General features: G+C 69.1%; 26 protein-coding genes and 1 pseudogene. 14 read left to right on the plus strand and 13 right to left on the minus strand.

From position 1 onward, the window contains the following. The first annotated feature begins 174 nt into the window (after positions 1-174). The gene (locus ELQ40_RS15260) at positions 175-429 is read left to right on the plus strand and encodes a hypothetical protein (protein WP_127794459.1); all 255 of its coding nucleotides are present in this window, start codon (positions 175-177) and stop codon (positions 427-429) included. Between the two features lie 45 nt (positions 430-474). On the opposite strand, the gene ELQ40_RS15265 is transcribed toward ELQ40_RS15260, so the two are convergent. The 4 genes from ELQ40_RS15265 to ELQ40_RS15280 are packed head-to-tail and all read right to left on the minus strand — an operon-like array spanning position 475 to position 7,393. Further along, complete coding sequence (locus ELQ40_RS15265; protein WP_127794460.1) at positions 475-969, minus strand: hypothetical protein; 495 nt, start codon at positions 967-969, stop codon at positions 475-477. Between the two features lie 54 nt (positions 970-1,023). Continuing rightward, positions 1,024-4,140: a type I restriction endonuclease subunit R gene (locus tag ELQ40_RS15270; protein ID WP_127794461.1), complete on the minus strand. Its 3,117-nt coding sequence runs from the start codon at positions 4,138-4,140 to the stop codon at positions 1,024-1,026. Between the two features lie 29 nt (positions 4,141-4,169). Continuing rightward, positions 4,170-5,411 (minus strand): hypothetical protein, encoded by a 1,242-nt coding sequence (locus ELQ40_RS15275; RefSeq protein WP_127794462.1) that lies wholly within the window; start codon positions 5,409-5,411, stop codon positions 4,170-4,172. Next, positions 5,408-7,393 carry an N-6 DNA methylase gene (locus tag ELQ40_RS15280; protein WP_370296431.1) on the minus strand — a complete coding sequence of 662 codons (1,986 nt, stop codon included), beginning with the start codon at positions 7,391-7,393 and terminating at the stop codon, positions 5,408-5,410. Before ELQ40_RS15280 ends, ELQ40_RS15275 begins: the two co-directional genes overlap by 4 nt. Before the next feature lie 173 nt (positions 7,394-7,566). Between ELQ40_RS15280 and ELQ40_RS15285 the strand changes: the two genes are divergently transcribed. Then, a complete protein-coding gene (locus tag ELQ40_RS15285) occupies positions 7,567-8,211 on the plus strand; it encodes a hypothetical protein (protein ID WP_127794464.1) in 645 nt (214 codons plus the stop codon). Positions 8,212-8,606: 395 nt separating this feature from the next. Here the strand turns inward: ELQ40_RS15285 and ELQ40_RS15290 are convergent, their stop codons facing one another. Further along, entirely contained in the window at positions 8,607-9,269 is a 663-nt protein-coding gene (locus tag ELQ40_RS15290; protein ID WP_370296433.1) for a DUF6264 family protein, read from the minus strand. A gap of 8 nt (positions 9,270-9,277) precedes the next feature. On the opposite strand from ELQ40_RS15290, the pseudogene ELQ40_RS19210 reads away from it, so the two are divergent. From ELQ40_RS19210 to ELQ40_RS15310, 4 genes and pseudogenes are all read left to right on the plus strand, one after another. Then, positions 9,278-9,355 (plus strand): annotated as a pseudogene (locus ELQ40_RS19210) (DUF2510 domain-containing protein); the annotation flags it as partial. Between the two features lie 54 nt (positions 9,356-9,409). Further along, entirely contained in the window at positions 9,410-10,219 is an 810-nt protein-coding gene (locus tag ELQ40_RS19215) for a hypothetical protein (protein ID WP_240666060.1), read from the plus strand. A gap of 114 nt (positions 10,220-10,333) precedes the next feature. After that, positions 10,334-10,567, plus strand: coding sequence for a hypothetical protein (locus ELQ40_RS15305; RefSeq protein ID WP_127794466.1), 234 nt, complete (start codon positions 10,334-10,336; stop codon positions 10,565-10,567). 55 nt (positions 10,568-10,622) lie between these two features. Then, on the plus strand, positions 10,623-11,006 hold the full coding sequence (locus ELQ40_RS15310; protein ID WP_205649354.1) for a type II toxin-antitoxin system VapC family toxin: 384 nt from the start codon (positions 10,623-10,625) through the stop codon (positions 11,004-11,006). A gap of 49 nt (positions 11,007-11,055) precedes the next feature. Here ELQ40_RS15310 and ELQ40_RS15315 read toward each other — a convergent pair whose 3' ends face one another. The 4 genes from ELQ40_RS15315 to ELQ40_RS15330 form a co-directional block, all read right to left on the minus strand. After that, positions 11,056-12,411 (minus strand): hypothetical protein, encoded by a 1,356-nt coding sequence (locus tag ELQ40_RS15315; RefSeq protein ID WP_127794468.1) that lies wholly within the window; start codon positions 12,409-12,411, stop codon positions 11,056-11,058. Between the two features lie 69 nt (positions 12,412-12,480). Continuing rightward, positions 12,481-14,157, minus strand: a complete 1,677-nt coding sequence (locus tag ELQ40_RS15320; RefSeq protein ID WP_205649355.1) for a S8 family peptidase — start codon at positions 14,155-14,157, stop codon at positions 12,481-12,483. A gap of 193 nt (positions 14,158-14,350) precedes the next feature. Further along, entirely contained in the window at positions 14,351-14,857 is a 507-nt protein-coding gene (locus tag ELQ40_RS15325; RefSeq protein ID WP_127794469.1) for a metallophosphoesterase, read from the minus strand. A 40-nt stretch (positions 14,858-14,897) separates the two neighbouring features. Then, positions 14,898-15,482: a DUF4190 domain-containing protein gene (locus tag ELQ40_RS15330; protein WP_127794470.1), complete on the minus strand. Its 585-nt coding sequence runs from the start codon at positions 15,480-15,482 to the stop codon at positions 14,898-14,900. 149 nt (positions 15,483-15,631) lie between these two features. Between ELQ40_RS15330 and ELQ40_RS15335 the strand changes: the two genes are divergently transcribed. The 4 genes from ELQ40_RS15335 to ELQ40_RS15350 all read left to right on the plus strand — a co-directional run bounded on the left by ELQ40_RS15335 (position 15,632) and on the right by ELQ40_RS15350 (position 18,074). Next, complete coding sequence (locus ELQ40_RS15335) at positions 15,632-16,042, plus strand: hypothetical protein (protein ID WP_127794471.1); 411 nt, start codon at positions 15,632-15,634, stop codon at positions 16,040-16,042. Then, complete coding sequence (locus ELQ40_RS15340; protein ID WP_127794472.1) at positions 16,039-16,563, plus strand: hypothetical protein; 525 nt, start codon at positions 16,039-16,041, stop codon at positions 16,561-16,563. Before ELQ40_RS15335 ends, ELQ40_RS15340 begins: the two co-directional genes overlap by 4 nt. A 120-nt stretch (positions 16,564-16,683) precedes the next feature. Continuing rightward, the gene (locus ELQ40_RS15345; RefSeq protein ID WP_127794473.1) at positions 16,684-17,253 is read left to right on the plus strand and encodes a hypothetical protein; all 570 of its coding nucleotides are present in this window, start codon (positions 16,684-16,686) and stop codon (positions 17,251-17,253) included. 341 nt (positions 17,254-17,594) lie between these two features. Beyond that, on the plus strand, positions 17,595-18,074 hold the full coding sequence (locus ELQ40_RS15350) for a hypothetical protein (RefSeq protein ID WP_127794474.1): 480 nt from the start codon (positions 17,595-17,597) through the stop codon (positions 18,072-18,074). A 55-nt stretch (positions 18,075-18,129) separates the two neighbouring features. Here ELQ40_RS15350 and ELQ40_RS15355 read toward each other — a convergent pair whose 3' ends face one another. Continuing rightward, on the minus strand, positions 18,130-18,318 hold the full coding sequence (locus tag ELQ40_RS15355) for a hypothetical protein (RefSeq protein WP_127794475.1): 189 nt from the start codon (positions 18,316-18,318) through the stop codon (positions 18,130-18,132). 61 nt (positions 18,319-18,379) lie between these two features. On the opposite strand from ELQ40_RS15355, the gene ELQ40_RS15360 reads away from it, so the two are divergent. Genes ELQ40_RS15360 through ELQ40_RS15370 form a run of 3 tightly spaced genes read left to right on the plus strand, consistent with a single transcriptional unit; the run spans position 18,380 to position 21,842 of the window. Further along, positions 18,380-19,816, plus strand: coding sequence for a glycosyltransferase family 39 protein (locus tag ELQ40_RS15360; RefSeq protein WP_127794476.1), 1,437 nt, complete (start codon positions 18,380-18,382; stop codon positions 19,814-19,816). 56 nt (positions 19,817-19,872) lie between these two features. Further along, entirely contained in the window at positions 19,873-21,423 is a 1,551-nt protein-coding gene (locus ELQ40_RS18845) for a VOC family protein (RefSeq protein ID WP_164863640.1), read from the plus strand. Between the two features lie 59 nt (positions 21,424-21,482). Continuing rightward, a complete protein-coding gene (locus tag ELQ40_RS15370) occupies positions 21,483-21,842 on the plus strand; it encodes a nuclear transport factor 2 family protein (RefSeq protein ID WP_127794477.1) in 360 nt (119 codons plus the stop codon). A gap of 35 nt (positions 21,843-21,877) precedes the next feature. Here ELQ40_RS15370 and ELQ40_RS15375 read toward each other — a convergent pair whose 3' ends face one another. Both ELQ40_RS15375 and ELQ40_RS15380 read right to left on the minus strand, forming a co-directional pair. Beyond that, positions 21,878-22,846 carry an ADP-ribosylglycohydrolase family protein gene (locus ELQ40_RS15375; protein WP_127794478.1) on the minus strand — a complete coding sequence of 323 codons (969 nt, stop codon included), beginning with the start codon at positions 22,844-22,846 and terminating at the stop codon, positions 21,878-21,880. Then, positions 22,839-23,831, minus strand: a complete 993-nt coding sequence (locus ELQ40_RS15380; protein WP_127794479.1) for a hypothetical protein — start codon at positions 23,829-23,831, stop codon at positions 22,839-22,841. Before ELQ40_RS15380 ends, ELQ40_RS15375 begins: the two co-directional genes overlap by 8 nt. Positions 23,832-24,124: 293 nt before the next feature. On the opposite strand from ELQ40_RS15380, the gene ELQ40_RS15385 reads away from it, so the two are divergent. After that, the gene (locus tag ELQ40_RS15385) at positions 24,125-25,105 is read left to right on the plus strand and encodes an SDR family NAD(P)-dependent oxidoreductase (RefSeq protein WP_127794480.1); all 981 of its coding nucleotides are present in this window, start codon (positions 24,125-24,127) and stop codon (positions 25,103-25,105) included. A 35-nt stretch (positions 25,106-25,140) separates the two neighbouring features. Here ELQ40_RS15385 and ELQ40_RS15390 read toward each other — a convergent pair whose 3' ends face one another. Beyond that, positions 25,141-26,067 carry a hypothetical protein gene (locus ELQ40_RS15390; protein ID WP_127794481.1) on the minus strand — a complete coding sequence of 309 codons (927 nt, stop codon included), beginning with the start codon at positions 26,065-26,067 and terminating at the stop codon, positions 25,141-25,143. Positions 26,068-26,293 lie beyond the last annotated feature (226 nt).

Consider the following 26,293-nt stretch of genomic DNA (forward strand, 5'->3'; position numbering starts at 1 on the left):
GCGTCCTACCCGGCGCACCCTCACCCGTGTCAGAACAATTGGCAGATCGATATCGCGGCGAGCGGCTTCCTCGCGCGGTCAAGCCCCTGCCGCCGAGGAGGCATCCGGGCGACGCTGGAAGCTCGGATGGAGGCATCCGAGGCCTGAAACTCAACGACGACGAGAGGAGCAGTCATGACCGACTCGACCACCCCCAGCGGCACGAATCCGGAGGATGTCGCACCCGAGGAGTTCATCGACCGCGACGCCGCGCGCGACGCCGACGACGCCGGGACGCGCGAGGAGGCCGACCGCGATCGTTCGGCTAGCGACGAGCCGGGCGGAGCGGATGACTCGGGCGCCGAGCCCGGAGCACCTGGCAACGCGGAGCCGATGACGGACTCGACCGACGGCGGGCTGTCGGGCGGGGATCCGGGGGTTGAGGAGTAGCAATCACCTGCGAGCAACCGCGGTCTTGCGGACCAGGGCGGACTGTCAAACCAATCCATGCTGCTTCATGGATTGGCCAGCTCGAATCGCGTACGCGCCGAGAAAACGCAGGAGCAGGATCGCGATCGCGAATGCGAGCAAAGTCACCACCGCTCGCAGGAACGCACCCACCGATTCGACGCGATTGGCCTCAACGATGTCGGCGCTATTAGACGGGAGCCCCGAAGTATCGAGCGGCTGAGAGGGTCGCGCTACTGCCTCGGCTATGAGAGATCGGGCATGAGTTGGATCAAGCAGCTCGGCGCGAAGGTAGAAGTCGTCTGACGTAAGGCCGATCGCGTGGGCGGCGAGGATCAATGCTGCAATGGGCAAAGCGCCCGAAACCGTGACGTTCCTGAAGAACATCGGGAGGTCGTCGTTGACAGATTCAGTTGGCCGCTCGCCGTCGGATGCTGACGGTCGCCGCACTTTCCAAATCTCCAGCGCAATCGTCAGACACGCCGCCAGCAAGGCGGCCCACGCGGACAGCTCAGCGATCACGTGGACATCTGGCAATCACCGAGCGCTCCAGTTCACTCATTTCTGGGGAATGGATCACTCCGGATCGCCTCCTTGCGAATTGCGGAGGAACTCGTACAACATCGCCGGCAAAGCCTTGCTCAACTCTTGATAGATCCCCGTGTCACCGAAGACGTCGTCGACGATCCGGGGTGTCTCATCCCTTGTCCCAAGCATCGCCTTGTTGAACGCCTTCGCGAGTGCGGGCGACTCCTTGAACTGTTCCGGCGTGTTCACTTCAGCCTGTTGAACGAGGTCACTATCCAGGGCAAGCCGCCCGAGCACCCCGCCGATCGTGATATCCACGGCACCAGGCGCGTACTTGTCGCCGAATCGCTCATTCAGCTTCGCAATGATCGCCTCGAGCGCCGACCGGTGCTTCTCGTGCACCGCGCCCGACCCGATCGCCGAGATCGGGTCGAGCCCAGGCCCCTGTCCGAGCTTGAGCTGCACCGACTCCCCCGCGCTGATCTGCACGCCGACGAGCGACACCTTCGAGATGTCGACCGGGTCGTCGTACGTCGCGGTCGACATCTGCGGCAGAATCCGGCGGAAGAAGTAATGCCGGCGCGGCAGGTCGGTGTCCTCGAGGTTCCGGGCCTGCGAGATGAAGTCGTAGAACTTCACGAACTGGCCGACATCCGCCTTGAACAGCTTCAGCTCGTCTTGCTCCGCCTTGTCACCGTCGAGTACGGCCGACACCCAGCGGGTATTGAACCGTGAGACGGCGGGCGCTGTTGCCGCCGTCACCTTCGAGTTCGCGTTCGCCCCGCCCATCAGCGCGGCATCGAACGCCTGTTCGACCTCCTGCATCGTGTAGATCCCGGCCGAGTCCAGCTTCCCGACCAGGTCGTAGATGAGGTTCGGGTCGGTCAGCGCTGTCAACTGCGCGCCACGGAAGTACGGCAGGAACGCATCCAACACGTCTCCCGGCTCGTTCACGAAGTCGAGCACGAACGTCTTCTCTTTGCCCGGGTACGTCCGGTTCAGCCGTGACAGCGTCTGCACGGCCTGCACCCCACCGAGCTGCTTGTCGACGTACATCGCGACCAACCGCGGCTGGTCGAACCCGGTCTGGAACTTCTCCGCGACGATCATCACGTTGTACGTCGACGGCTTGAACGCCTCCGCGAGATCAGTCGTGTGCAGCCGGTCGTTCTGCGTCTTCTCGGTCAGCCCCTCACCGACATCCTCAGGGTCGTCGACCGTCCCCGAGAACGCGACGAGCGCACGCACCCCCTGCACCTGCGACGAGGCGAGGTACTGGTCGAGGTACTTCTTCCACCGCACCGCTTCCTTGCGCGACCCGGTGACGACCATCGCCTTCGCCTTGCCGTCGAGCTCCGACTGCACGTACGTGCGGAAGTGATCGACGACGACCTTCGCCTTCTGGCTAATGTTCGTCGGGTGCAGCCGCACGTACTGCACGAGCGCCTTCACCGCGGTCGACTCGTCGACCTCGTCGAGCCCGTCGTAGTCAGCGCCGGGATGCTGCAACTGCCACGCCACCTTGTACGGGGTGTAGTTCGCGAGCACGTCGAGAATGAACCCCTCCTCGATCGCCTGCCGCATCGAGTACAGATCGAACGGCTCCGGTGGCGCCACCGAACCATCAAGACCAGTGGATGCCACGACCGCGCCATTCGCGTCGGGCACACGCCCGAACAGCTCGAGCGTCTTCGCCTTCGGTGTCGCCGTGAACGCGAAGTACGAGATGTTCGGCGCCTTCGCTGTGACCATCATCGCCCACTGCAGGTACGCGTCCGAATCGATCGGTGCACCCTCGGCGACCGAGGCCTGCTCTGCCGGCGAAAGCACCTTCGTCAGCGCTCCCGCAGTCGACCCGGTCTGCGACGAGTGCGCTTCGTCCGCGATCACCGCGAACCTGCGCCCCTGCAGCTCGGGCAGGGTCTGGATCGCGGTGATCAGCGCCTCGAACGACTGGATCGTCACGATCACGATGTGCTTGCCACCCGTGAGCGCGTCGGCGAGTTGCTTCGACTTCGACTCCCCGCCATCCTTCGTGATGGACTGCACCACGCCGGCCTGCTTCTCGAACTGCGAGATCGCATCCTGCAACTGCTTGTCGAGCACCGTCCGATCGGTCACCACGACCACGGTGTCGAACACCCGCTCATTCGCGTCGTCGTGCAACTGCGACAGCCGATGCGCGAGCCACGAAATCGAGTTCGTCTTGCCCGACCCCGCCGAATGCTGTACCAGGTACCGATTGCCCGGGCCCTCGACGCGCGCCGCCTCGACGAGCCTCGTCACCGCCCGCCACTGGTGGTACCGCGGAAACAGCACCTTCTCGGTCTTCGTCTTCTTCCCCGTGTCGGGATCGACGTCGACCTCGACCTGCAGGTGCACGAACGACCCGAGCAGCGACAGCCACGCGTCGCGCTGCAGGATCTCCTCCCAGAAGTACGACGACGCCGACCCATCCGGGTTCACCGGATTCCCCGCCCCCTGGTCATGCCCGCGGTTGAACGGCAGGAACCGCGTGTTCGCGCCGACGAGCTTCGTCGTCATCCGCACCTCGGAGTTCGACACCACGAAATGCACCAGCGACCGCTTCGCGAACGCGAACAACGGCTCCCCCGCCGGCGACCGATCGAACCGGTACTGCTCGACCGCGTTCTCGATCGGCTGAGTGAAGTCCGTCTTCAGTTCTATCGTCGACACCGGGATGCCGTTGACGAACAGCACCAGATCCAACGCCTTGTTCGGATGCTTCGCGGCGTAGTGCACCTGCCGCATCACCCGCACCCGCATCTTCGCGTACGCGTCCAACGTGACCGGATTGTTCGTCGTCGCCGGCCGGAACTGCGCCAGCTTGAACTTCACCGCCCCACCCACAGCCGGCACCATCGAGAACCCCTCATGCAGGATCCGGATCGTGCCACCGTGCTTCAACGGATCGTTGTCCAGCGCCTTCACCAACCGATCCAGGATGCTCCGCGCCCCCGTCGCACGCTGCACCTCCGTATCCCCGGGCCGGACGACCTTCGCGAACTCCTCCGGTTGCGTTTCCTCAAGCCAGCCGACCACGTCCTCAGGGAACAACGCGAGCTCACGGTCGTAGCCCGCATCCGTCGGCGAGTACAACCAGCCGTTCGCGGCCAGATGCTCAGCGATCTCCGACTCCAACACCGACTCAAGATGCGCGCCCGCCGGACCCGTCACACAGCCACCCCCACATCGATCTTCCCCGTCACCGCAGCCGAGATCAGCGCAGCGCGACGCTCGCGGGCGAGAGTAATGCCCCTACGACCAACCTCGATCGCGGCATCGATCTCGGCGGTTGCGCGATTCAGCCGTTCAACGATCGCGAGCTGTTCGGGCAGGGACGGCACCGAGATCAGAACGGACAGGAAGTCGCCGTAGCTGAGGTTCTGCATGCTCGAGCTCGCACCAACGCTGAGCCCCCGAAGCTGCGAGCGGTACGCGTCAGACAGTGTCCAATAATGCATGTAGGCCGCGTCGGCGCCTGAAAATGTGAGCTGCCAGAGCTTGTCCGAAAGGTACAAGGTTGGGTGGTCGCGCTTGACGTAGCCAGCGCTGCCGACGAGTTCGGGAGTGTTCGCACGATTGACGATGAGAGTCCCGCCTAGAACCGGAGTCGCCACGCGGTCGACTTCCTCCTCGACGACTCGCTTGTTCTCGCTCGGGTCGAAGTAGCCCTTCGAAACCGCACCGGTCTTGAGGACCCCGATCTCGTCACCCTCCGCGGGAACGGAGTAGCCGTTCACACTGACGCCCGAGTTGTTCTTGGGCCCAAGCCGGCGAACCTGGCAGTGGTCCCATGCCTCAGGCAACTCTGCGGGCGCCACGGCGAGCTCAATGGCGGCGGCGCGGCGTTCGGTGAGGAGGGCGATGAGTTCCTCGTTCTTCGCGATGAACGCGTCGATCTGCGCCGTCTCCCGATCCAGATAGTCCGCAATCGCCCGCTGCTCCTCTACTGCAAGCTCAGCGATGGGCAGCCGCGCCACCTTCTCCGCGGTGAAGTGCGGGATCGTCGCTGTGCTGACAACCGAGTCGATTTCGCCAGAGTCGAGCGCAGCCTGGATGGCGTAGTCCAAGAAGCGTCCGTCAGCTCGTGACTGGGTGGGACGGACGCGGATGATGGAGTTCTGAAAGCCCCAGCCGTCCATGTCTTCATGAAGTACGGCCGACCTGCCGTAGCCGGCTCCACCTTCAACGATCACGACGTCATCTCGGCGGAGGGTCAGCGATCGGAGTTCCGCGTTCGAGAACCACATGCGCTGGTCCGGGAGATCGATGAGGCGGCCGCTAGGTTGAACGTGAGCTGCGCGGAGGTACGGGGCCTGGACTGCACCTTCCGACGACGTGGTTTGAACCATCTTGCCGAGCGTGCAGGTCGCAAGGCGTTTGAGCTGCACCCGCTTCGGGGACTCGCTCACCGCTCGACCTCCACGAGCATTGCGCGGAGCTGGTCCATGACGGCGTCGAGGTCGCGGTCGATCTCTTCGAGGGGCCGAGGCGGGACGTACTGGTAGAAGTGGCGGGTGAAGGGGATCTCGGCGCCTTCCTTGGTCTTCGCATGATCGATCCAGGCGTCCGGTGCGTACGGGAGGACTTCGCGGGCGATGTAGGCGTCGACGTCCTGGGCCCAGGGCACGTTCTCGGTGTCGCGGAGCGAGGCATCCGGTTCGGGGTTGCCCTTGGGGTCGCGGCACGGTTCGGCGGAGTCATCCTGCTCGCCGAGGGCGAGGGCGAGGGTCTTCAGGAGCGGTGCCGGGAGGGTGAAGCCTTCGGCCTTCGCGGCATCCTTCAGCGCCTTCTGGAACGCGGGGCGATCGGTCCACATCTTGGTCTCGACAGGCTCGACCAGCGAAGTGGTCTCGACCCGCTCGCCGAGCGCAAGGAGGGTGGCGCGGAGCGCCGAGGCATCCGCGTCATTGAGTTTCTGGACCGGCTTGGTCTCGAAGACGGCGTCGATGCGCTCGGGCGTGGCCTGCCAGTTGAGTTTGAGGGGGCGTTCGACGGTGATGGTGCGGTAGAGGAAGTCCTCGTTGCGGAAGATCTTCGAGTGCTCGCCGTCCTCGAATCCGGCGTACAGGTGCACGATCTCCGCGATGTTCTCGGGCGAGAGTTCGTTGCGCTTGGAGCCGAGGCCCTTGCGGAGCTTCTGGAACATTTCGCGGCCGTCGATGAGCTGCACGCGGCCCCGGCGGTCATCCGTCTTGCGGTTGCTGAGCACCCAGATGTAGGTCGAGATGCCGGTGTTGTAGAACATGTCCTTCGGCAGGCCGATGATCGCCTCGACGAGGTCGTGGTCGAGCAGCCACTTGCGGATGTTCGACTCGCCGCCGCCGGCACCCCCGGAGAACAGCGGCGACCCATTCAGCACGATCGCCATCCGCGAGCCACCGTCGGCGGGCTTGCGCATCTTCGAGACCAGGTGCAGCAGGAACAGCATCGCGCCGTCGCTGACCGTCGGGGTGCCGGGGCCGAACCGGCCGTTGAAGCCGAGCTTGGCGCGCTCGTCCTCGATCTCCGTGCGCTGGTCCTTCCAGTCGACGCCGAACGGCGGGTTCGAGAGCCCATAGTCGAACTTCTTGTCCTCGAAGTGGTCCTCGGTGAGGGTGTCGCCGAGCCGGATGTTGTCGACGTCCTGCCCCTTGATGACCATGTCGGCCTTGCAGATCGCATACGACCCATCGTTGATGTCCTGCCCGTACAGGCTCAGGTTGATGCCCGGGTTCACCGAGTGCAGGTACTCGTCCGCGACCGACAGCATGCCGCCCGTGCCTGCCGTCGGGTCGTAGATCGAGCGGACCGTGCCCGGCTTCGTCAGCGCGTCATCGTCGAGCGCGAACAGCAGCTGCACCATCAACGCGATCACCTCGCGCGGCGTGTAGTGATCACCCGCGGTCTCGTTCGAACGCTCGTTCGCCCACCGAATGAGCTCCTCGAACACGAGTCCCATCTCGATGTTGCTGACCACGCTCGGGTGGAAGTTCGCCTGCGCGAACTTCTCGGTCACCGCGAAGAGCTTGTTCTTCTCGGCGAGCTTGCTCAGGGTCTTGTCGAACTCGAATCGCTCGAAGATGTCGCGCACATTCTCGGAGAACCCGACGAGGTAGGAGGCGAGGTTCTCGCGCAGGTCGGCCGGGTCGGCCGTGAGCTTCGCCATCGTGAACGGGCTCGTGTTGTAGAACTCGTGGCCGGATGCCTCGCGCAACTGGAGGTCGCGGATCATCTCCGGGAGCGATTCAGGCTGCGCGGCGGCCGTCTCGAGTACCTGCGCCTTCGTTCCGGCGAGCACTGCGTCGAGGCGGCGCAGCACCGTGAACGGCAGCACCACCGACCCGTACTCAGAAGGCTTGAACGGGCCGCGAAGGGATTCGGCGATGTTCCAGATGAAGGAGACGTGGTTCACCACGGTAGGGGCACTCCTGGTCGGTCGGTAAGGGTTCGGCGCGTTCGATGCGCCACAGCTCATCCTCGCGCACCGCCGAATGAGCATCGCTCGGCGACACGTGGGAGTACGTGCCCAGAAGGGGGTACAAGCGTGCGATTCCGTCGTGAGGGATGCTCCGACATACTCTCAAGATGCCCGAAACGACGCTTCACATCCATGTTTCTGCCGATTGCGGACCGGCCGTCGACGCTGACGTCTTGGTCGTCGCAGATCCCTCGGAGCGTCTCATCGATGCTGCCGAGCGAGCCGTTCGAGATCAGGTGGACGCTCGGTTTGAGGGCAAGCTCGTTGGCATCATCTGGAACGACCCGGAATACCCAGATCGGCTCATGCAGCTGTACCCGGTTGATCTCACCGTCGGCGCTACTCGAGCCTACTTCGGAGAAGAAGCTGACGAATCGCCCGCCACGATCATTCTCACAACCGGTGGCTTCGGCGGCGACGCACAATTGTTTGCCTACGCGATCGACTTCGTAATTGGAAGCCTGGGCACCGTCGGAACTGTTCAAACCGCGTTGTCAGTCCAGCGGGCGGCCATCAGAGTCAGGTACCGGAGGTTTCGCGACCTTGCGAAACAATGGAACGACAGCGAGTACCTGTCACCCGACCTCGTTGAGGCAGTGTGTGCCGACCCGGTTTGGCGACGGGATCATTTCGATCGAGTTTTTGGACTCGACGAGCACCGCGGCCCCCTTCTCCTGCGGACTCTCGGATACGAACGCTGGTCCGATTCGTCGAGCGAGCGGTGGCACCGGACGAACTTCGACGTTCCGTAGTGCCTCTCTGTAGTAGGAGGCCAGGCCCTCGGGCTGGGTTATACGCCTCGCGCTCAAGGCATCCACCTAGTCTGTGCGGCGACCATGCTCGACGCGAGACGTTCGAAGTTGAGGCGCTGCGTGTCGATTCGACGCTCGGCGCAATCATCGACGAACCGCGCAGCGACATCATCGTCGCCCTCAAGGGTTCGCCTGATCGCGCTGACCGGCCTCCCGACGACGCTCGGCGACCCCAGGCGCTGTGCTCGGCGAAACCGAGAGCTGGTCTTCCCGGTTCGTATTGACCTGTGCAAGAGCATCAGGCGCGTAGCGCGCGGCGAGCCGTGCGACGGGATACTGGGCGACGGGGATGCGGTCGCGCAGGCGACTCGCCTCATGCCGCACAGGATCCACGCTTACGGCCAGTTCGCACCCCACTGCGCAATCCCCGAGCCGAGCCACTGCACCGCGTAGGCGACGACGAGTGCGACCGGCGCAACCCACCAGGCCCAGCGTTCGCGGACGATCAACACGATCGACACGACCACGGCAGCGAACCAAAGGACGATCGGCGCGAGCATGGCGACGGCGGTGCCCGCAATGATCAGCCCGTCGTTGCACACGTTGAACGTCGAGCATTGACCGGTGACGGCTTGCACCCAGAGTCCCATCCATGCCAACCCCAAGACGGCGGGAATCAGCAGCACCAGCGCGACCGTCGTCGTAGCGATGTTCCAACGCCGCTCCCTGCGACGATCAGCTTCGAGGTCGCGCATGAGCGCGGGTGGTGCGCCGGCGTCGGGATTCATCGGATCAGTATCGGGGTCGGCACGCTCGGGCGGCAACGGAGAATCGCGACCGACTCGAACGGCAGTGTTCGCGCCTGCTGCCGCTCGAAGTCGCGAACGTCGTGCGCCGTGTTGCTCATGCGCCATGCGACGACCATTGCCCGGCCCGGGACCCACTCGCGAGCGATGACCTCCATCTGACGCGGGAACGATGAGAACGGAACGGCCTCGAGCATCCCCCGTTCTGGGGGCCGTCTCGACCTCCCCGCTGGCACCGCGCGCTGCCAGCATGCGAAAGCATGACTGGACCGAGCACGACCCCAGCAGGATGGTACGACGACGGGTCGGGAACCGGCACGCTCAGATACTGGGACGGGAACGCCTGGACCGATCACACAGCGCCGGCGCAGCCGGTAGCGGATGCCGGCCCGATGGGTGCCGAACCGACGGGTCCGACGACGCCGGTCGTCGGTCAGCCGCCGACAGCAAGCGCCACCACGGCGTACGACCAGTCACCCGCATACCCGGTGTCAGCGCAGCCGGGGGCATCCGTGCCTGATCCGAACCGGAAGCCGCACGTGCTCGGGTTCATTGCGCTCGGGGTCGCCGTCTTGGGCTTCATCTTCGCGTGCATTCCGGGGGCGCTCATCGTCGGCTGGGTGCTGCTGCCCATCGCGTTCGTGCTCGCGATCGTCGCCTTGTTCATGAAGGGCGCGAAGTGGCCCGCGATCACGGGACTGATCCTCTCGATTGTCGGCACCATCGTCGGGTTCGTCGTCTTCTTCACCGTGGTCACGACTTCGTTCGACGAAGCGTTCGACGGCGTCGGCGGAACGGGTGCCACGACCGAGGAGGCCTCGGAAGCGCCCGCCGATGGGGGCGACGCCAGCGAAGCGCCCGTTCCCGACGCGGTCGGCACGCTCGCGTTCGGCGACACCATGATCTACGAAGACGGCGTTGAGCTGACCGTCTCGGAGCCGCAACCGTACACGCCGAGCGAGTTCGCAGCCGGTGCCGACCAGGCGACGAACATCGTGTTCACGATGACCATCACCAACAACTCGACCGAGAATCTCGAGCCGCTCCCGTTCCCCCAACTGTCGTCGGGAGGCCAGGAGTCCAGCGAGATCTTCGACGTGACAGAGGCCGGTGACATCGGCCTCGCACCGACGAACGTCATCCTGCCCGGGCAGTCGGTCACGTGGCAGTCGGCGTGGTCGGCGCCGATCCGAACTCGTTGACACTGCAGGTCGCCCCGGCGTTCGAATACGAGGACGCGATCTTCACGAACGTGCAATGAACCGGTCGAGCTGAACTCGCATGCATTCTGCATGCATCACTGCTAAACTGCGGTCATGCCTGTATCGATCACCGTGCGCGCCGTGCCCGACGAGGTACGCGACGAGCTCGCCGCCCGCGCGGCCCGGGCGGGCCAGTCGCTGCAGGAGTTCCTGAGCGCCGAACTCGCGGCGATCGCCTCCAGGCCGAGCCTGCGCGAAGCCGTGCTTCGCGCGCGCATCGACGCACGCCACTACCCGCCGATCGGACCGATCGACCTGATCACCGACCTCGATGCCGACCGCCGCTGACCGGCGTCGGCGTGACGCGTCGCAGCCCGAGCGGCCCGCTCAGTCTCCACGGGTCGTGGTCGACGCATCCGTCGTGGTGACGCTGCTGATCGATCCCGGTGAAGCCGGCGACGCAATCGCGGAACACCTGCGAGACACGGTCGCCTACGGGCCCACTCTCCTGCCGTTCGAGGTGGCGAACGTACTGCGGCGTCGTCGCAATGGCGGGTTGCTTTCCGACGCCGAGGCATCCCTCGCCCACGCCCGTCTCCTCGATCTGCCGATCGAACTGTGGCCGTGGGAGCCCGTCGCCCGCCGCGCGTGGGCGCTCGGTGCGAACTTGACGAGTTACGACGCCGCGTACGTCGCCCTCGCCGAAGAGCTCGACGCGGTGCTGCTCACCCGCGACACGAGGCTCGCTGCGGCGCCCGGGGTGGCGTGCGAGATCGTCGTCGTGTGAACGACAGGGCGCGTCCGGACTCGTCAACCCGCCCCGGGAGACGCTGACCTCAGTCGAAGATGCCGTCCAGCACGCTCCCGATGACGAGCCCACCGAGGATGCCGCCCATCATGTCGCCGCCACCGCCGCGGCGTCCGCCGCCGTAGCCGCCGCCCCAGCCACCTCCGCCGCCCCACGGGTCCTGCGGACGCGACGAGTCGATGTCCCGGCGCGCGAGCTGCAGCGCCTCACCGGCCAGGTGCGCCGTGCGGCGAGCCATGCCCATGGCCTGCTCGCGGTCGTCTTCGTCGATCGAGTGCGAGGCTGCGGCCGATCCGAGGAACTGGTCGAGCTCCGCACGGATGCGATCGGCCTCGGCGAGGCGGGTTCGGGCGTCGGCGCCGATCCATCCGCGATGCCCGGCGATGAGGTCGCGGGCGACGGCGAGCTGGCGGTCGGCATCGTCGATCGCGTGGATCACGTGCTCGAGCGGCGGCACCGGCCGGGCCGCACGTTCGCGGGCCGCGGCGATCGCAGCATCCAGTCCGGAGTTCGCGTCGCGCAGCCGGTCGAGGTGCGTGAATGGGTCGGCGTTGACGCCCGCGGGTGGCAGTGCGGCGAGCGCCGCCTGGAGCTCGCCGATCGCGGCGGTCACCTTCGGCGTCGCCGGCTCCTTCAGCGCGACGACGATGTCGCCGCGCGAGTCCTCGATGATCGCGCCGAGCGTCGACTCGGCGCGCAGCGCCTCGACCTCGAACGTCTCGACCGCGTCGAGCAGGGTCGCCGCACGACGAACCGACTCGGTGGATGCCTCGAGCGCGAGGTTCGCCTGCTCACGCTGCCCGGCCTCGCGACGACGCTCGGCGACGCCGGCGCTGTGCTCGGCGAAGCCGAGGAGCTGCTCGGCCTCACCCGGGTTCGCATCGACCTGCGAGAGAGCTTCGGGCGCGTAGCGCGCTGCCAGCCGCGCGACGGTCTCGCGGGCGTGGGGGATTCGGTCGCGCAGGCGAGAGGCATCCCCTCGCACCTTCGCCAGGATCTCGGGAGCCCGACGCGCCCGCGCGATCTTGTCGGCGAGCGCGGTCGTGTGCTCGTCGAGCAGGTCCTCGGCCCACTCGCAGAGCTGCACGATGCGCGCGTTGCGGGTGCGCAGCTCCTCGGCGGTGTCGGGGATGTGGTCGTGGTTCAGCTGGTTCAGCCGGAACGCCTCGCCCAGGTGCTGCTTCACCGCGGCGAGCGCCTCGGAGAGTCCGCGGGTCGCTTCGGGTCCGAGCTCGACCTCGGCGAAGACGAGCTCGTCGCTCACCACGCGGATGCGCTCGTCGGCCTCGACCAACTCCGCCCCGGCGCGCTTCGCCAGGTCGGCGCCCTGCGCCTCGAGTTGCGCCTGCTCTTCGCGGCGACGTTTGCCCCAGAATCCGGCCATAGGTTCGATCCTATGGCCGCGGCTGGGAGCGGGCTGCAGGCGTTCGCGGAGGGCGGTGCGAGCCGACCCTCACCCATTCACGCGCCCCGCGACCTTCGCCACCACCTCCGCGAACGCCGCCTGCCCGATGCGGTCGACCTCGCGCACGGTGAGCCGGCCGCCGCGCTGTTCGAGACCCCGCACCTCCGTCGCGAGTTCGGTGACGAGCAGCCGCCGCTGTTCCTGGCCGAGCTTGAACCATTCGGGGTCGACGGGCACCGGTCCCTTGCCGGGCACCCAGATGACGCCGGGTGCGTCGTTGAGGATGCCGAAGAGGATGTAGACCCACAGCTGGTACTTGTCGACGTCGATGTCGAACCGTTCGTCTTCGATGATGCCCTCGATGATGGCGCGCAGGTTCGGCATGACGCCGATGCGGTCGGTCGGCGGGTTCGCGCTCGGGGTGTTGATGCTCGACGAGAGCCACGAGCGCAGCGTCGACGGGCCCATCGCCCAGCCCTTGCGCTGCTTGTGCCAGCTCTGCAGCAGCAGAGCGGCGCCGGTCACGATCGGACTCGCTCCGGAGGTTCCACCGAACGACGTCGTGTACTCCGTCGTCGACGTGCCCGTCCAGCCGTCGCCGGTCGTGGTGATGTTGTTGCCCCAGCCGTAGCAGTCGATGCGGCTGCCGAAGTTCGAGAAGCTGAGCCGCCCATGCGGCGCGTTCGACCCGGCAGCTCCCACCATGATCGCGCCCGAGTCACGGAAGTCGGCGTGCCCGCGATCGAGCACCCGCTTGCCCGCCGACGTCGTGAACGCGTCGAGGTCGGTCGACCCGTTGCCCGCCGCTTCGACGACGATGATCCCGGCATCCGTCGCGTCGCGGATCGCGTCGAACACCGCCTGCTCGACCTCGACGGGCAGGTAGTTCGAACCCGCCACCGTTGTCTGCGCTTCGAGCAGCAGCACGTCGCCGGGCGACATCGCGTCGGCCGCCGAGATGATCGCCTCGGCGGTGCTGTACGTCGTCGACGTGCGGAACTGCGACACCACCCGAGCGGATGCCCCGGGCGCGATGCCGACCACCCCGCGAGCGTTGTCGACGCCGACGACCTCGCCGAGCACCGCCGTGCCGTGCCCGTGGTACGCCTCGCTCACGCCCGAAATGATCGTGATGCCGGCCGCCGCGAGGTCTTCGTGGTTGCGCGTCCACCCCTGCTCGAGGCCGACGAATCCGATGCCCGACCCGTCGGCGCGGTCCCACGCCCACCGCGCGTCGACGCCGTCGGGCGCCGCGTCGAGGTACCCCTGGTCGCTGCTCATCGGATCGTCGGTCGCGTCGACCGGCGGCGGCGTCGGACCGCCCTCCACGTACGCGGTCTCGATGTCGGGCCGCGCATCCAGATCGGCCGCCAGTTCACGAGCGGATGCCTCATCGGCCACGCTGATCGCGGCGTACGAGGCGAACCTCGCCCGACGCCCCGAGCTGCCGGCGAACCGCTCGGACGCCAGCGAGTCGAGATGCGCCTCGGCGGCGATCGCGTCCTGCCGGGCGGCGAGCAGGTCGCCGACGAACGCGACGGCGTCGAGCAGTTCGACGCCCGGGTCGGATGCCTCGGGCTTGCGCCCGGCATCACCTCGCCCTTCTGCCTGTGCGCGCCGCCGCGTGAATTCGGCGCGTGCATCATCGCGCACCTTCACGATGACGCGCGGTTCGATGGTCGGCGTCGCCGCCGGGGGCGGCTCCTTGCCGTCGATCATGCCCATGGTCGTGCTCGCTCTCCGGTGTCGGAGGTCGGTCGGGCACGTGCGTGCGCCGCGCGTGGGCGGCCGGCCGGATGGATGTGTCGGCGACGAGTCTGCTCGGGTGTGCGCGCGGCGGCATCCGGGTGGGCACCGAAGCCTGGGGGCGGGGGCCGGTCTCGGTACGGCGCTGCGCGCCTACTCGACCACCGAGTGGCTACCCCCGGTCGACCACGACCAGCTGCACGGCGCGCAGCTCACCGGCATCCGTGATCGCGGTCATCATGGTGCAGGCGGGTTGGCGGCGGCGGTCGGTCGGCGATCCGGGATTCAGCAGCCGGATGCCCCGCGCCGTCGTCGTGTCCCACGGGATGTGGCTGTGCCCGAACACGAGCACGTCAAGGTCGGGGTACGCGGCATCCATGCGCGCTTCGCGCCCGGTGGCGGCGCCGGTCTCGTGGACGACGCCGAACCGCAGCCCGTCGAGCTCGAACCCGGCGAACTCGCCGAGGCGGGCGTGCAGTTCGGGTCCGTCGTTGTTGCCGGCGACCCCGACGAGCCTGGCCGCGCGCTGCTCGATCGCATCGAGCGTCGCGACATCCACCCAGTCACCGGCGTGCACGACGAGGTCGGCGTCGTCGATCGCGCGCCAGACCTGGTCGGGCAGCCGGCGCGCCCGCGCGGGCACGTGCGTGTCGGAGATGAGGAGGAGTCGCGTGGGCACGCATCCATCCTGCCCGGAGCCGCTGTGTGCGCTCGCGACGTCAGCGACCGACGAGCATCGAGTACTGGATGATCAGCAGGACCGCACCGACGAGTCCGATGGCGGTCGCGATCCACCCGACGATCACCGCGGTCAGCGCCATCCCCCGACCCTCGCCGCCGTTGCGGTTGAGCTGGCCGAGGGCGACGTGACCGAGGATGAGCCCGACGATCGAGCTGAACCACACGACGATGATCGATGCCAGGGCAACACCGTTCGTGCGACCGGCCTGCGACCCGCCCGCGTCTGCGGCAGTCACGACGGGTTCGCGCTTCTTCATCACGATCGCCGCGATGAATCCTGCGATCGCGAGCCCCCACCAGATCACAGCCGACACCGTCTCCAGCACGAACAAGGTCACCACGACCGCTCCGTAGCTCGAGGGATCCATCGCGAAGTGCGGCGTTGCGTCGATCCAGACGAGCGGCGCGATGAACCAAGAGCCGACGCCGAGCAACGCGGCGAAGGCCGTGAGGATGCCCGCCGTGACCGGGAAGGCACGCCGCTTCCGAGCACCGAGCACGAGCGTGGTGATGCCGAGGCCGAGCAGGACGAGGAGCAGGAGATGCCCGAGATTGAACGCCATGGGGACCTTTCATCGAAGGGGGAACGGAGTACGCAACGATCCCGCATACGGTCAGGCATGGGGCATCCCCAGAACTGGTGACGCCAGGGCCCACGGCACGCGTCAACCAAACCTTGACGCACTAATGCGCGTCAACCTATCGTTGACGCATGCGAACGACACGGCGAATCAGCGCGACCTGGGCGGGCGGAATGGGCAGCATCCTCGTCGGCCTCACGAGCGCGGTGCTCGGCGCGGCCGTCTTCGACGGATTCCTCGGCGGCATGCTCATCGGATTCGGCCTGGTGGTGACCGCGGCGGGAACGCTCACGCTCGGCATCGGCTCCGGGCTCCTGGTGTCGGCGAAGCGGCCGGGCGCGACCGCAGCCGGAACGGGCGACGATCCCCGCGGCGCCGCGACTGCCGGCGACGGCGCGAGCGACGCGCCGCGGGTCGCCGCCCAGACGAGTACGCCGCCGGCCGACGGATGGTGGCTCCCCAGCCGCGATGGCGACCGCGGGGCCGCCGACCGCGGGGCGGCCGACCGCGGGCCTGCCGACCACGGGCACGCCGACCGATGAGCAGCATCGGCGACGCGCTCTCCCGCGCCGTGCTCGACGCCGCCGCGCTCGACGGCGAACCCGACCAGCAGTCTCACCTCACGCTCGTGCGGCTCAGCGCCGAGGCCGAACGCGAGGCCCGGGGCATCCTGCGGCAGTCGGTGGAATCGGCGCGCGCCGGCGGCGTGAGCTGGTCGGCGATCGGCACCGAGCTGGGCATGACCCGGCAGGCGGCGCAGCAACGATTCGGGGATGCCTCGCGCGACGGCGCCCCCGCCGACGACCGCGAGTACCGCTGGCTCGGCCCGGTCACCGCGTTCGACGAGATGGCCGAGCTCGAGCTCGCCGGGCGGGCCGGTTGGCACACCGTCGAGGTCGGCATCCTGCGGCACCTCATGGTGCGCACCGACACGCAGTGGGAGCACAAGCGCGTCGTGTTCCGCGGGCTCTCGCGACGCGACGCCGACGACGGATGGGTGGTCGCCGCGCAGTGGTTTCCGTGGGCGTACCTCGTGCGCGATCTGGGAGTGCCGGCGAAGTAGCGCGAGCTACTTGGGAACTCGCGACGGCGCTCGAAGAGGTGAGGAACGTCGGGTAGGAACGCTTGGCCTGCCTGTGGAAAACCATGCTCGGGGTCGGAGGGAACCCCTACGGTAGTGCGCATGCCCGGCAGCACCCGACGACTCCCCCACCCCCTGGTCGTCGGCGCCGCCGCGCTGTTCGTGCTCGGACTCGCCGCATGCAGCGGCGAGTCCGAGCCGACCCCGGCGCCGTCTACTGCTGCGACCGAGACTGCTGAGGCTGAGCCGATCTTCGCGAGCGATGAGGAGGCGCTGGCGGCGGCGGTTGCGGCGCACGAAGCGTATCTCGACGCGACGGCAGCGGTTAGTGCCGAAGGTGGTTCAGCGCCCGACAGGGTCCTGGTTCTTACAACAGGTGATTATCGGTCAGCCATTGAGAAGGAACTCCAAGGCATGGCCGATGCGCAAGTACGAGTGACTGGGCGGAACACGTTGAGGGACGCGCGGCTCGCGCAGTACGACCCAGCGTCGGGTGTTATCCAAATGTATGGATGCTTCGGAGTAGGCGACACGCGGGTAATCAACGCAAGCGGGGAGGACGTGACCCCTGAACGCGAGGCCGAGGTACCGGTCCTGCTGACCTTTCAGCTTGCCGGGGATACGCCGCTGATAAGTGGGAGCGAAGTTTGGCCTGGCGACGACTTCTGCTGACCGCGAGCCTCGCGTTTCTTGGGTTCTCGTCGGCTCCTGCCTCGCCAGCATTCGGCGTGCCGGTCTGCACCCCTGGGGAGATCGCGATCGGAGCATGCAAGGGCAACGACGCGACGATCGGTGGCGGTGGTGTCGATCTCGAAGCATGGGAGGCCCAAGGCAGCGACACCGAAACCCGCGTTGACGACGTTCCGCCCGGCACCGGCTCACCCGACTTCGTGAGCGAGCCGACCCCGCCACCCCCTCCCGTCGACGACGTCTGCTCGTTCCTCGACCCGAACAGCAACTGCGTCGTTGACCCGACCCAGCCTGCACCTCCGCCCGCTCCGGGCGAGCCGACCGTGACCCTTCGCGATATCGCGTCGTTCCAACCGGTCCTGCCGGCCGACGAGATGGAGCCCGACGGGTGGGGTGTCATCGGGCTTCCCGTGAACTTCGTGTCCGGGGCATCCGAGCAGACGCTCGCCGGCACCCTGCTCGGGCGGCCCGCCGAGGTGCGGTTCACGCCGGTGGCCTACTCGTGGGCGGCGAACAACGGGGCGAGCGTGGCATCCGGATCGCCGGGGGCGACGTGGACGCAGCTCGGCCAGCGCGAGTTCACCGCGACCGACACGAGCCTCGTGTTCACCGAACGCGGCACCTACGACGTGCGGCCGACCGTCACGTTCACCGCCGAGTACCGATTCGACGGGTCCGTCTGGCGCACCATCTCCGGCACGCTCGACCTGCGGTCCCCCGTGCGCACCGTGCTCGTCGGCGAGGTCGACACCGTGCTCGTCGCCGGCGACTGCAACGCCAGGCCCGACGGCCCGGGCTGCTGAGACCGACGCACCGACAGAAGCACAGACCGGCCGACACCGCGGAAACCCCGACGCGCTAAGGTTCGCGCATGTCGGAACCCCCGACGACCAGCCCCACCGAACCAGCCGCGTCGACCACGTCGACGTCGGCTGCAACGTCGTCGGCAAATACGTCGACGACTGGAACGTCGTCGCCCGCAGCGACCTCGGCTGGCACGGCATCGGCAAACACGACATCGACACCGACCCCGCCGACGTCGACCACGACCGCACCGCCGCCCGGCATCCGCCGCCACCCGTTCGCCCGCGGCCCCGTCATCGGCGCGATGGCCGCGCTCGTCGCTCTGCTGGCCGCGACCAGCCAGTGGTACGGGTACCACCGCGACGAACTGTACTTCCGCATGCTCGAACCGGCGTGGGGGTACGTCGACCAGCCGCCCCTGACGCCGCTCATCGCGCGGGCGACGACCCTGCTCGCCGACGAGCCGTGGGCCCTGCGCATCCCGGCGATCCTGGCCGCCGCGGCATCCGTGATCGTGTTGGCGCTCATCGCCCGCGAGGCCGGCGGTGGTCGACTCGCCCAGTCGATCGCGGCGTGGGGCGGGGCATCCGCGGCGTTCCCGATGATCTTCGGCCACATCCTCCTGACCGCGTCGCTCGACCTCGTGCTGTGGGAGCTCATCGCACTGTTCACGATGCGCGCCCTGCTGCGCGGCGACGGACGCTGGTGGCTCGCCGTCGGCCTCGTCACCGGCATCGCGACGTACAACAAACTGCTCGTCGCGATGCTCATCGCCGGACTCGCGCTGGGTCTACTGACGCTCGGCCCGCGCCGCGAGTTCCGGTCGCCGTGGCTGTGGGCCGGCGTCGGATTCGCGGTGGTGCTCGCGCTGCCCAACCTCGCCTACCAGGTTGCCAACGGCCTACCCCAGCTGGCGATGGGCGCGGCGCTCGCCGAAGACACCGACGGCGTCGGGCGCATCCTCACCCTGCCGTACCTCGTCATCGTCGTCGGTCCGCCGCTCGTGCCGATCTGGATCGCCGGCCTCGCCGGCCTGTTCCGCCGGGCCGAATGGCGCCCGATCCGGCTCCTCGCGGTCGCGTTCGCCGTCGTCGTGCTCGGCACGATCATCGGCGGCGCGCAGGCGTACTACCCCGTCGCCCTGGTCGTCGTGCTGCTCGCGCTCGGAGCCGTGCCGACCGCCGAGTGGATGCGCACGCGCCTGCGCCGCGCACTCGTCTGGGCGGCGATCGCACTCAACGCGTCCGCCTCGGTGCTCATCGCGCTCCCGGTGCTGCCGATCGGGTGGGTCGGCGCGAGCCCGTTCGCGGCCGCGAACCAGACCGTCGGCGACACCATCGGGTGGCCAGAGTACGCCGCGCAGGTCGCGGACGTCGTCGACCAGGCGCGAGCGGATGCCTCCGCCACGGGCGTCGAACCGATCGTCATCACCTCGAACTACGGCGAGGCGGGAGCCCTCGCCAGGTACGGCCCGGCGCTCGGCATCGACGCCGACCGCGTGTTCAGCGGGCACAACGCGCTCTGGTTCGAGGCGACGCCGCCGGATTCCGCGGTCGACGTCGTCATCGTCGGATGGCACGCGAGGGTGCTCGCCGCGCACTTCGAGGCCTGCACCGTCGACGGCGCACTCGACAACGGCGTCGACGTCGACAACGAGGAACAGGACCTGCCGATCACGCGGTGCATGGGCCGGACCACTCCGTGGGACGAACTCTGGCCGCAGTTCGCGCACCTGAGCTGAGGCGCGGGGCGGCGGTTCATGACGTCGAACGGTTCACGAGAAGGAAGGACACGCGAATGAGCCAGGACCAGCGCATCGCATTCCACCTCGCCGACGGCGTCGACGACTGGCGGGTGCTCTACTGCGGACCGGTCGCGTGCTTCGAGACCGCGTCGCTGCAGGATGCCGCCGCGTTCGCAGTCGCGATCGCGGGGCTCGACGAGCTCGATGGTCTCGACAAGCTCGACCGCCGAGATGCCCCACCGCTCATCGACGTGCGCCCCAACGGGGTCACGATCCGCCTCACCGCCGACGTGCTCGACCTCGAGGCATCCGGTGCGGCTACCGCCGCTGCCCGGGCCCGAGCGATCTCCGACCTCGCGCGGCAGCGCGGCCTCACCCCGCGACCCGATCGGCTGCAAGACACCCAGGTCGCGATCGCCACCGTCGCGCCGGTCGGCGAGGTGCTCCCCTTCTGGCGGGCTGTGCTCGGCTACGACGACCACACCGCCGACGACCTCGTGGATCCCCGCGGACGCGGACCGACCGTGTGGTTCCAGCAGCTCGACCCGGCGCGGAGCGACTCGCGCGGCCGCACGCTGCGACACGCGATGCACGTCGACCTCGCGGTGCCGCGCGAGCAACTGCGCGCTCGCCTCGCCGAAGCGCTCGCCGAACACGGGCGAGTGGTCGTCGACCTCGGGCCGCGCTACCAGACGTTCGCCGACCCGGCGGGCAACAAGGTCGACCTCGTCAGTTGGCCCGACCTGCCGGTGCACCAGGACGACGCACACCGATACGACGAGCGCGACTTCGACGCCGACGGTACGCCCGGGTCGCGATCGGGTACGGGCACTCCCGCGACGCCGGCGGCCGGCACACGGACGACCGGCCGGCCGCTCGACCCGGGCGCCGGCGCCGCCGAAGCCCCCGACACCGCCGGAGCCGCCGACACCACCCGCATCACCTTCGACGAAGCCGCCGTCGAGGCCGCGTGGATGGCGTTCCGCGAGGCATCCGACCTCGACGACTGGCCGATCGTGTTCTCGGGCCCGTCGACGTGGTTCGCCACCGAGTCGCTCGCGCGCAGCGCCGAACTCGCGGCCCACCTCGCCGCGGTCGATGGCGCCGAGCGGCTCGACCTCGACGTGCGCGCCGGGGGCCTCGCGGTGCGGCTCGTCCGCGACCTCAGCGGCATGGACGAGACGCACCTCGATCTCGCGCGGCGTCTCTCGGCAGCCGCGCACGAGTTCGGCGTCGAGGCCGACCCGAGCCGCGTGCAGACCATGCAGATCGCGATCGCATCGCACCCCGAAGACGACGTGCGCCCGTTCTGGCGCGAGCTGTTCCGCTACCGCGAACTCGGCGACGAAGACCTCGTCAGCCCGCACGGGCGGGGGCCGAACCTGTGGTTCCAGTCCCTCGCCGAGGGCAAGGCGCTGCGTCACGCGTTCCACCTCGACGTCTCGGTGCCGCTCGCGATCGGGCAGGCGAGAGTGGATGCCGCGCTGGCCGCGGGCGGCCGCATCGCCGACCAGCGCGACGGCGCCTGGTGGACGCTCGCCGACCCCGTCGGCAACAAGGTCGACATCGCGGTCTGGGCCGACCGCGGCGGCCGCATCGACTGACCCAGCCGGCCTACGACGCAGCCGGCCCGCGAAGAGACAACCGCAGAGAGGGCGGAACCATGACCGACGAACACCTGACCGACGAACGACCGGATGTCCCGGCGGCGCTGCGCGCCTTCATCGACACGACGAATCGCGGCGACACCGACGCGTTCCTGGCGGTCTTCACCGACGACGCCTCACTCGACGACTGGGGCCGGGTGTTCCACGGTCGCGACGGCATCGCGTCGTGGAACGAGACCGACAACATCGGCAAGCAGTCGCACTTCGAACTCGTCGGCGTCGAGCCGACCGATGACCCCGACACGGTCATTGCGACGCTCGAGGTCTCGGGCAACGGCTACAACGGCACCGGGCCCATCACGTTCACCTCGGTCGGCGACCGGCTCAGCCGGGTGGTCATCGCGCCCACCGACTGAGCCCGGGCCGGCGGCGGCCGGACTCCCCCGTCTGCCTACCCGACCACCGGAGACGCGGCGAGGTCGACCGCCGACCGGGCGAGTTCCGCGAGATCGGATGCCGCGAGCCCGGGCCATCCGTGCAGGTGCTCGGTCCAGGCCGCGGGCACGGCCGACGCACCCCGGTGCGCACCGGCGAGCGAACCGGCGATCGCCGCGACCGTGTCGGTGTCGTTGCCGCAGCGCACCGCGCGCTCGATCGAGTCGGCGAAGTCGGCACCGTGGTGGATCGCGCTCCACGCCGCCTGCAACGCGGCGACGACCCAGCCCTTGCCGCCCGGGACATCCCGCGTCAGCAGCGTCGCCTCCGCGACGTCGATGCGCTCGAGCCACAGCGCCCGCCGCTCGGCAGGCAGCGCCTCCACCTGCGCACGCAGGTCGAGCTCACCCGTGCGGATCGCGTGCCGGATCGCCAGCGACCAGATGACGGATGCGTCGCCCGCATCATCCTCGAAATGCGTGAGCTCCGACACCCGGCGAGCCGCCGCGGCCAGCGCGGCCTCCTCGCCGTCGCCGAGGTAGCCGAGCGCGAGCGGCCCGGTGCGCATCAGCGAGCCGTTGCCGCCCGATCGGCCCGTCTCGTCGTGCACGGCCTTCGCCGCAGCACGAGCGGATGCCTCCGTCGCCGGCGTGGCCGAAGCATCCGACAGCAGGCCCAGCATGCGGCGCGTCTGGATGCCGACGTCCTTCGCGGTGCGCGACCAGTCCTTCCACGCGAGCACGACCCGGCCGAGCACCAGCGGGTCGTCGAACCGGTTGCCGGCCGCGAGTTCCTGCAGCAGCGGTACGGCCATCGACGTGTCGTCGGTCCACTCGCCGAGCTCCCACGGGCCGCCGGCGTGCATCGTGACCGGCACCTCGTCGGCCAGCGGCGGCTTGAACTCGTACGGTGCGCCGAGCGCATCACCGGCCGCCGAGCCGATCACGGCTCCGATCGCGCGGTCGAGTACGGCTGCGTCAACCATCGGATGTCCCATCGTTCGAGGTCTGATCGTTCGCGGGCTGAGCGTTCGAGTTCCGATCGGTGCGGTCGGCTGCGGATGCCGCGCTGCCGCTCCGGGTCACCGCCGAGGCGCGCGCCGGGGGCCACTGCTTCGGCAGCCAGTCGCTGGTGCGCTCGCTCACCATGTGCCACCCGGGCACCGCGTCGGCAGGCGGTTGCTCCCCGGTTCCCGTCGCCGGTGTGACGTGCTCGAGCATGTCGTCGCGCATGCGCACGACCTCGGCCCGGTCGCCGCGCTCGGCGAAGACCCGCTCGAGTTCGGCCCGCAAGCTCGCCCGCTCGACGGCGAGATCGGCCAGCACCAGGCGCCGGGCGTCGGACTCGGCGGCATCCAGTTCAGCGGTCGCGGCGGGATCGCGGTGTCGCCCGATCGCGAACACGATCACGGCGAGCACCAGGCCGGCGATGCCGGCGAGCAGGAGCGGGGTGACCGACGGACCGGCGTCACCGGGCCACGCGATCCAGGTCAGCGCCCAGCCCCCGAGCAGCACGCCCGCGACCTGCGCCTGGTACGACGTCGGCCGGGGCACCGGCCGGCCGATCGTCAGCAGCGACGCGACGAACATGGCAAGGCCGATGATCGCGGTGCACAGCGCTCCCGCCTCCGGCAGCGGATCGACGTTGTGCGCTCCGCGGCCGAATCCGAGCATCGCGAGCGGCGCCACCATCGCGAACACGAGGATGAGCACGACGATTGGCACGAGTCCGCCCTTCGGGCTGCGGATGCCGTACCGCGCACGCAGCAGCTGCCCCACACGCCGGCGCGCACGGTCCGAGACCTGCAGGGACTCCTGCCAGACCCGGCCGGCGACCTCGCTCAAGCCCAGCCGCGCGAACAGCGCGTACTCGACGGACGCGGGCGTCGCCGACTGCGCGGCCGTCCGGCGCCTGCGCTCCCAGTTCCGGTCCTCCGCGCTGAGCTCCCGTTCGGGCTGGCGGTCGGGCATCGTGGTCCTCGGGCTCGGCGGGTGCACGCGCGTCGACGCGACCCGATCATCCTATGTACGTCCGACAGGCATGGCGGCTCCACGGTGCGCGGGGCAGCTGACCGCACGGTCGTCGCCCGCGCGCGGACGCGAATGGTCGCTGCTGCCGACGAACTCCGACCATTCGCGTCCGCGCGCAGCTCGGGCAGGGGGCGGAGGCAGGTGCGAGCGATCCGTCATGAACACCGTCGCGACCGTTCGGGTTCCGTATGCGATGCAGACGGGAGGACTCCTCCGGTGCTGGGCTGGGCGGCATGGACCACACCGAACCCACCATCCTGATCACCGGCGCGACGGGCGCGATCGGCTTCGAGACCGCACGACGGCTCGCCGAGGCCGGAGCGCACGTCGTCGTGCACGGACCCACGCTCGCGGAGGCATCCGCCGCGACCGGCCGACTCGAGGACCTCGGCGTCGACACCGATCGGCTGAGCGCGATCGGCGCGGACTTCGCCGACCTGTCGGCCGTCGTCGGGATGGCCGCCGAGGTGCGCGAGCGATTCGATCGCATCGACGTGCTCGTGCACGCGGCCGCCGTCCCCGGACCCGACGGCCGCACGCTCACCGGCGACGGCAACGAGCTCGCGTTCCAGGTGAACCACCTCGCGTCGTACCTGCTGACCCGCCTCCTCATCGACCGGCTCGGCCGAGCGGATGCCCCGGGCCGCGTCGTCTCCGTCTCGTCGAACCTGCACGTCGGCGCCAACCTCGACTGGGCCGACCTGCAGCGCGCCCGCAACTACGCGCCGCTGCCCGCCTACGCGCAGTCGCAGCTCGCACTCACGATGTTCACGACGGCGCTCGCGCGGCGGCATCCCGAGCTGGATGCCGTGAGCCTCCACCCCGGGCTGGCCGAGTCGCCGATCCTGCACCACTACGGGCGGGTCGGCGAGCCCGCGGCCGACGTCGCCGGACGCGTCGCGCGACTCTGCGACCAGCGGCTCGACGTCGAGTCGGGCGCCTACGTCGACCGCATCATCCTCGCCCGCACGGCACCCCTCGCGGCGAACCCGCGCGCACTCGACCGCCTCTGGAGGCGAGCGCACGGCTCGTCGGCCTCGACGCGGCAGCACCCGCCGCCGTCTGAGGCGTCAACCGAGGGCGGACCTGCACCCGACGGCATCCCATCGTCGTTCCGTGGAGCGGCCGGGTCGTGCGCGCGACCCGGCCGTCTCCGCGCGGGCCCGAATGGTCGCCGACCGGCTCGGATTCCGACTATCTGCGTCCGCGCGTAGGTGGTGGAGTGCACCGGCGTCGGCACCGACGCCCGCTACCAGTCGGCGGGGTTCCTCGGGTAAGGGCCCTCGCCCACGATCACGGTGATGCCCGCCGCGACCGCGCCGAGCAGCATCGCGACGACGAGCTCCAGACCCGACGGGGTGGATGCCGCGCCGAGCGCCACCCACGGTGCGACGAGCGCAGCGGCCGTCAGCAGCGTGGTCGCCAGTCCGTGCAGCCAGCGCGACGAACCCCAGGCAACGGCCAGCAGCACGACGGCGACCGCCCACGCCGCACCGGCGAACGCCGGCATGGCGTTGAGCAGCGCGGAGAACATCGAGTCGCCGAGGCCCGGCTCGACGAACAGCGCCCGGTGGATGGGCTGCCACACCACGGCGATCACCGCCGCGACCGCCGCTGCCGTGACGCCGAGCCATCCCGGCGTCAGCCGGGTGTCGGGCCGCACCGGGCCGGCTGCGCCGATCGCGCTCAGCGCCCGCCGCCGATGCCGGCGCCTGAGCTCCACCGAGGCCCACAGCGCGAGTGCGACCGAGCCGCCGACGATCACGGCGCTCACGGGCGGCAGGTACACCATCACGAGGTTCGGGGCATAGGTCGCAAGCAGCCAGAGCCCGCCGCCGACGAGCAGGCCGGTCGCGAGCGCGAGAACGGCATGCGGCACCCGCGGAGCACCCGCACGGTACACGCCGAACGCGAGGGCTGCCGCGATCGGCGCGACGACGAGGCTGAGCACGACGACGACGATCCACACGTACTCGGCCCCGGGGCGCATCGAGTACTGCGCGAGCACCGCCGCTTGCAGCGACACGAACGACACCCCGGCAGCGACCAGCGTCGCGAGGCCGAGCTCGGCGCGGTCGCGCGTCGCCTCCTGTACACCCGCGGCCGACTGCCAGAGCGGCTCGTCGTCGATGACCAAGGCTGCCTCCGGCGTCGCGGCGGGTGGAGCGGACGTCACGAACCTACCCCCCGGGCCGCCCGTTTCGGCAGCCACGACGCACGACGACACATGACCTCGGATGACTCCGGCGGGCGCCGACGACCTGCCCGAAGGCCCCGAGATGACCCCGGATGACCCGGATCCGCGTCGTATTCCGTAACCGGCATTCACGGCGCGACACGGCGCACGGGGCGCGCTCCGGCCGGGGATACGTTCGGCCGCATGCACCTCGCCGTTCCTTCCC

The organism is Agromyces sp. LHK192, from assembly GCF_004006235.1.
Classification (GTDB): Bacteria; Actinomycetota; Actinomycetes; order Actinomycetales; family Microbacteriaceae; genus Agromyces.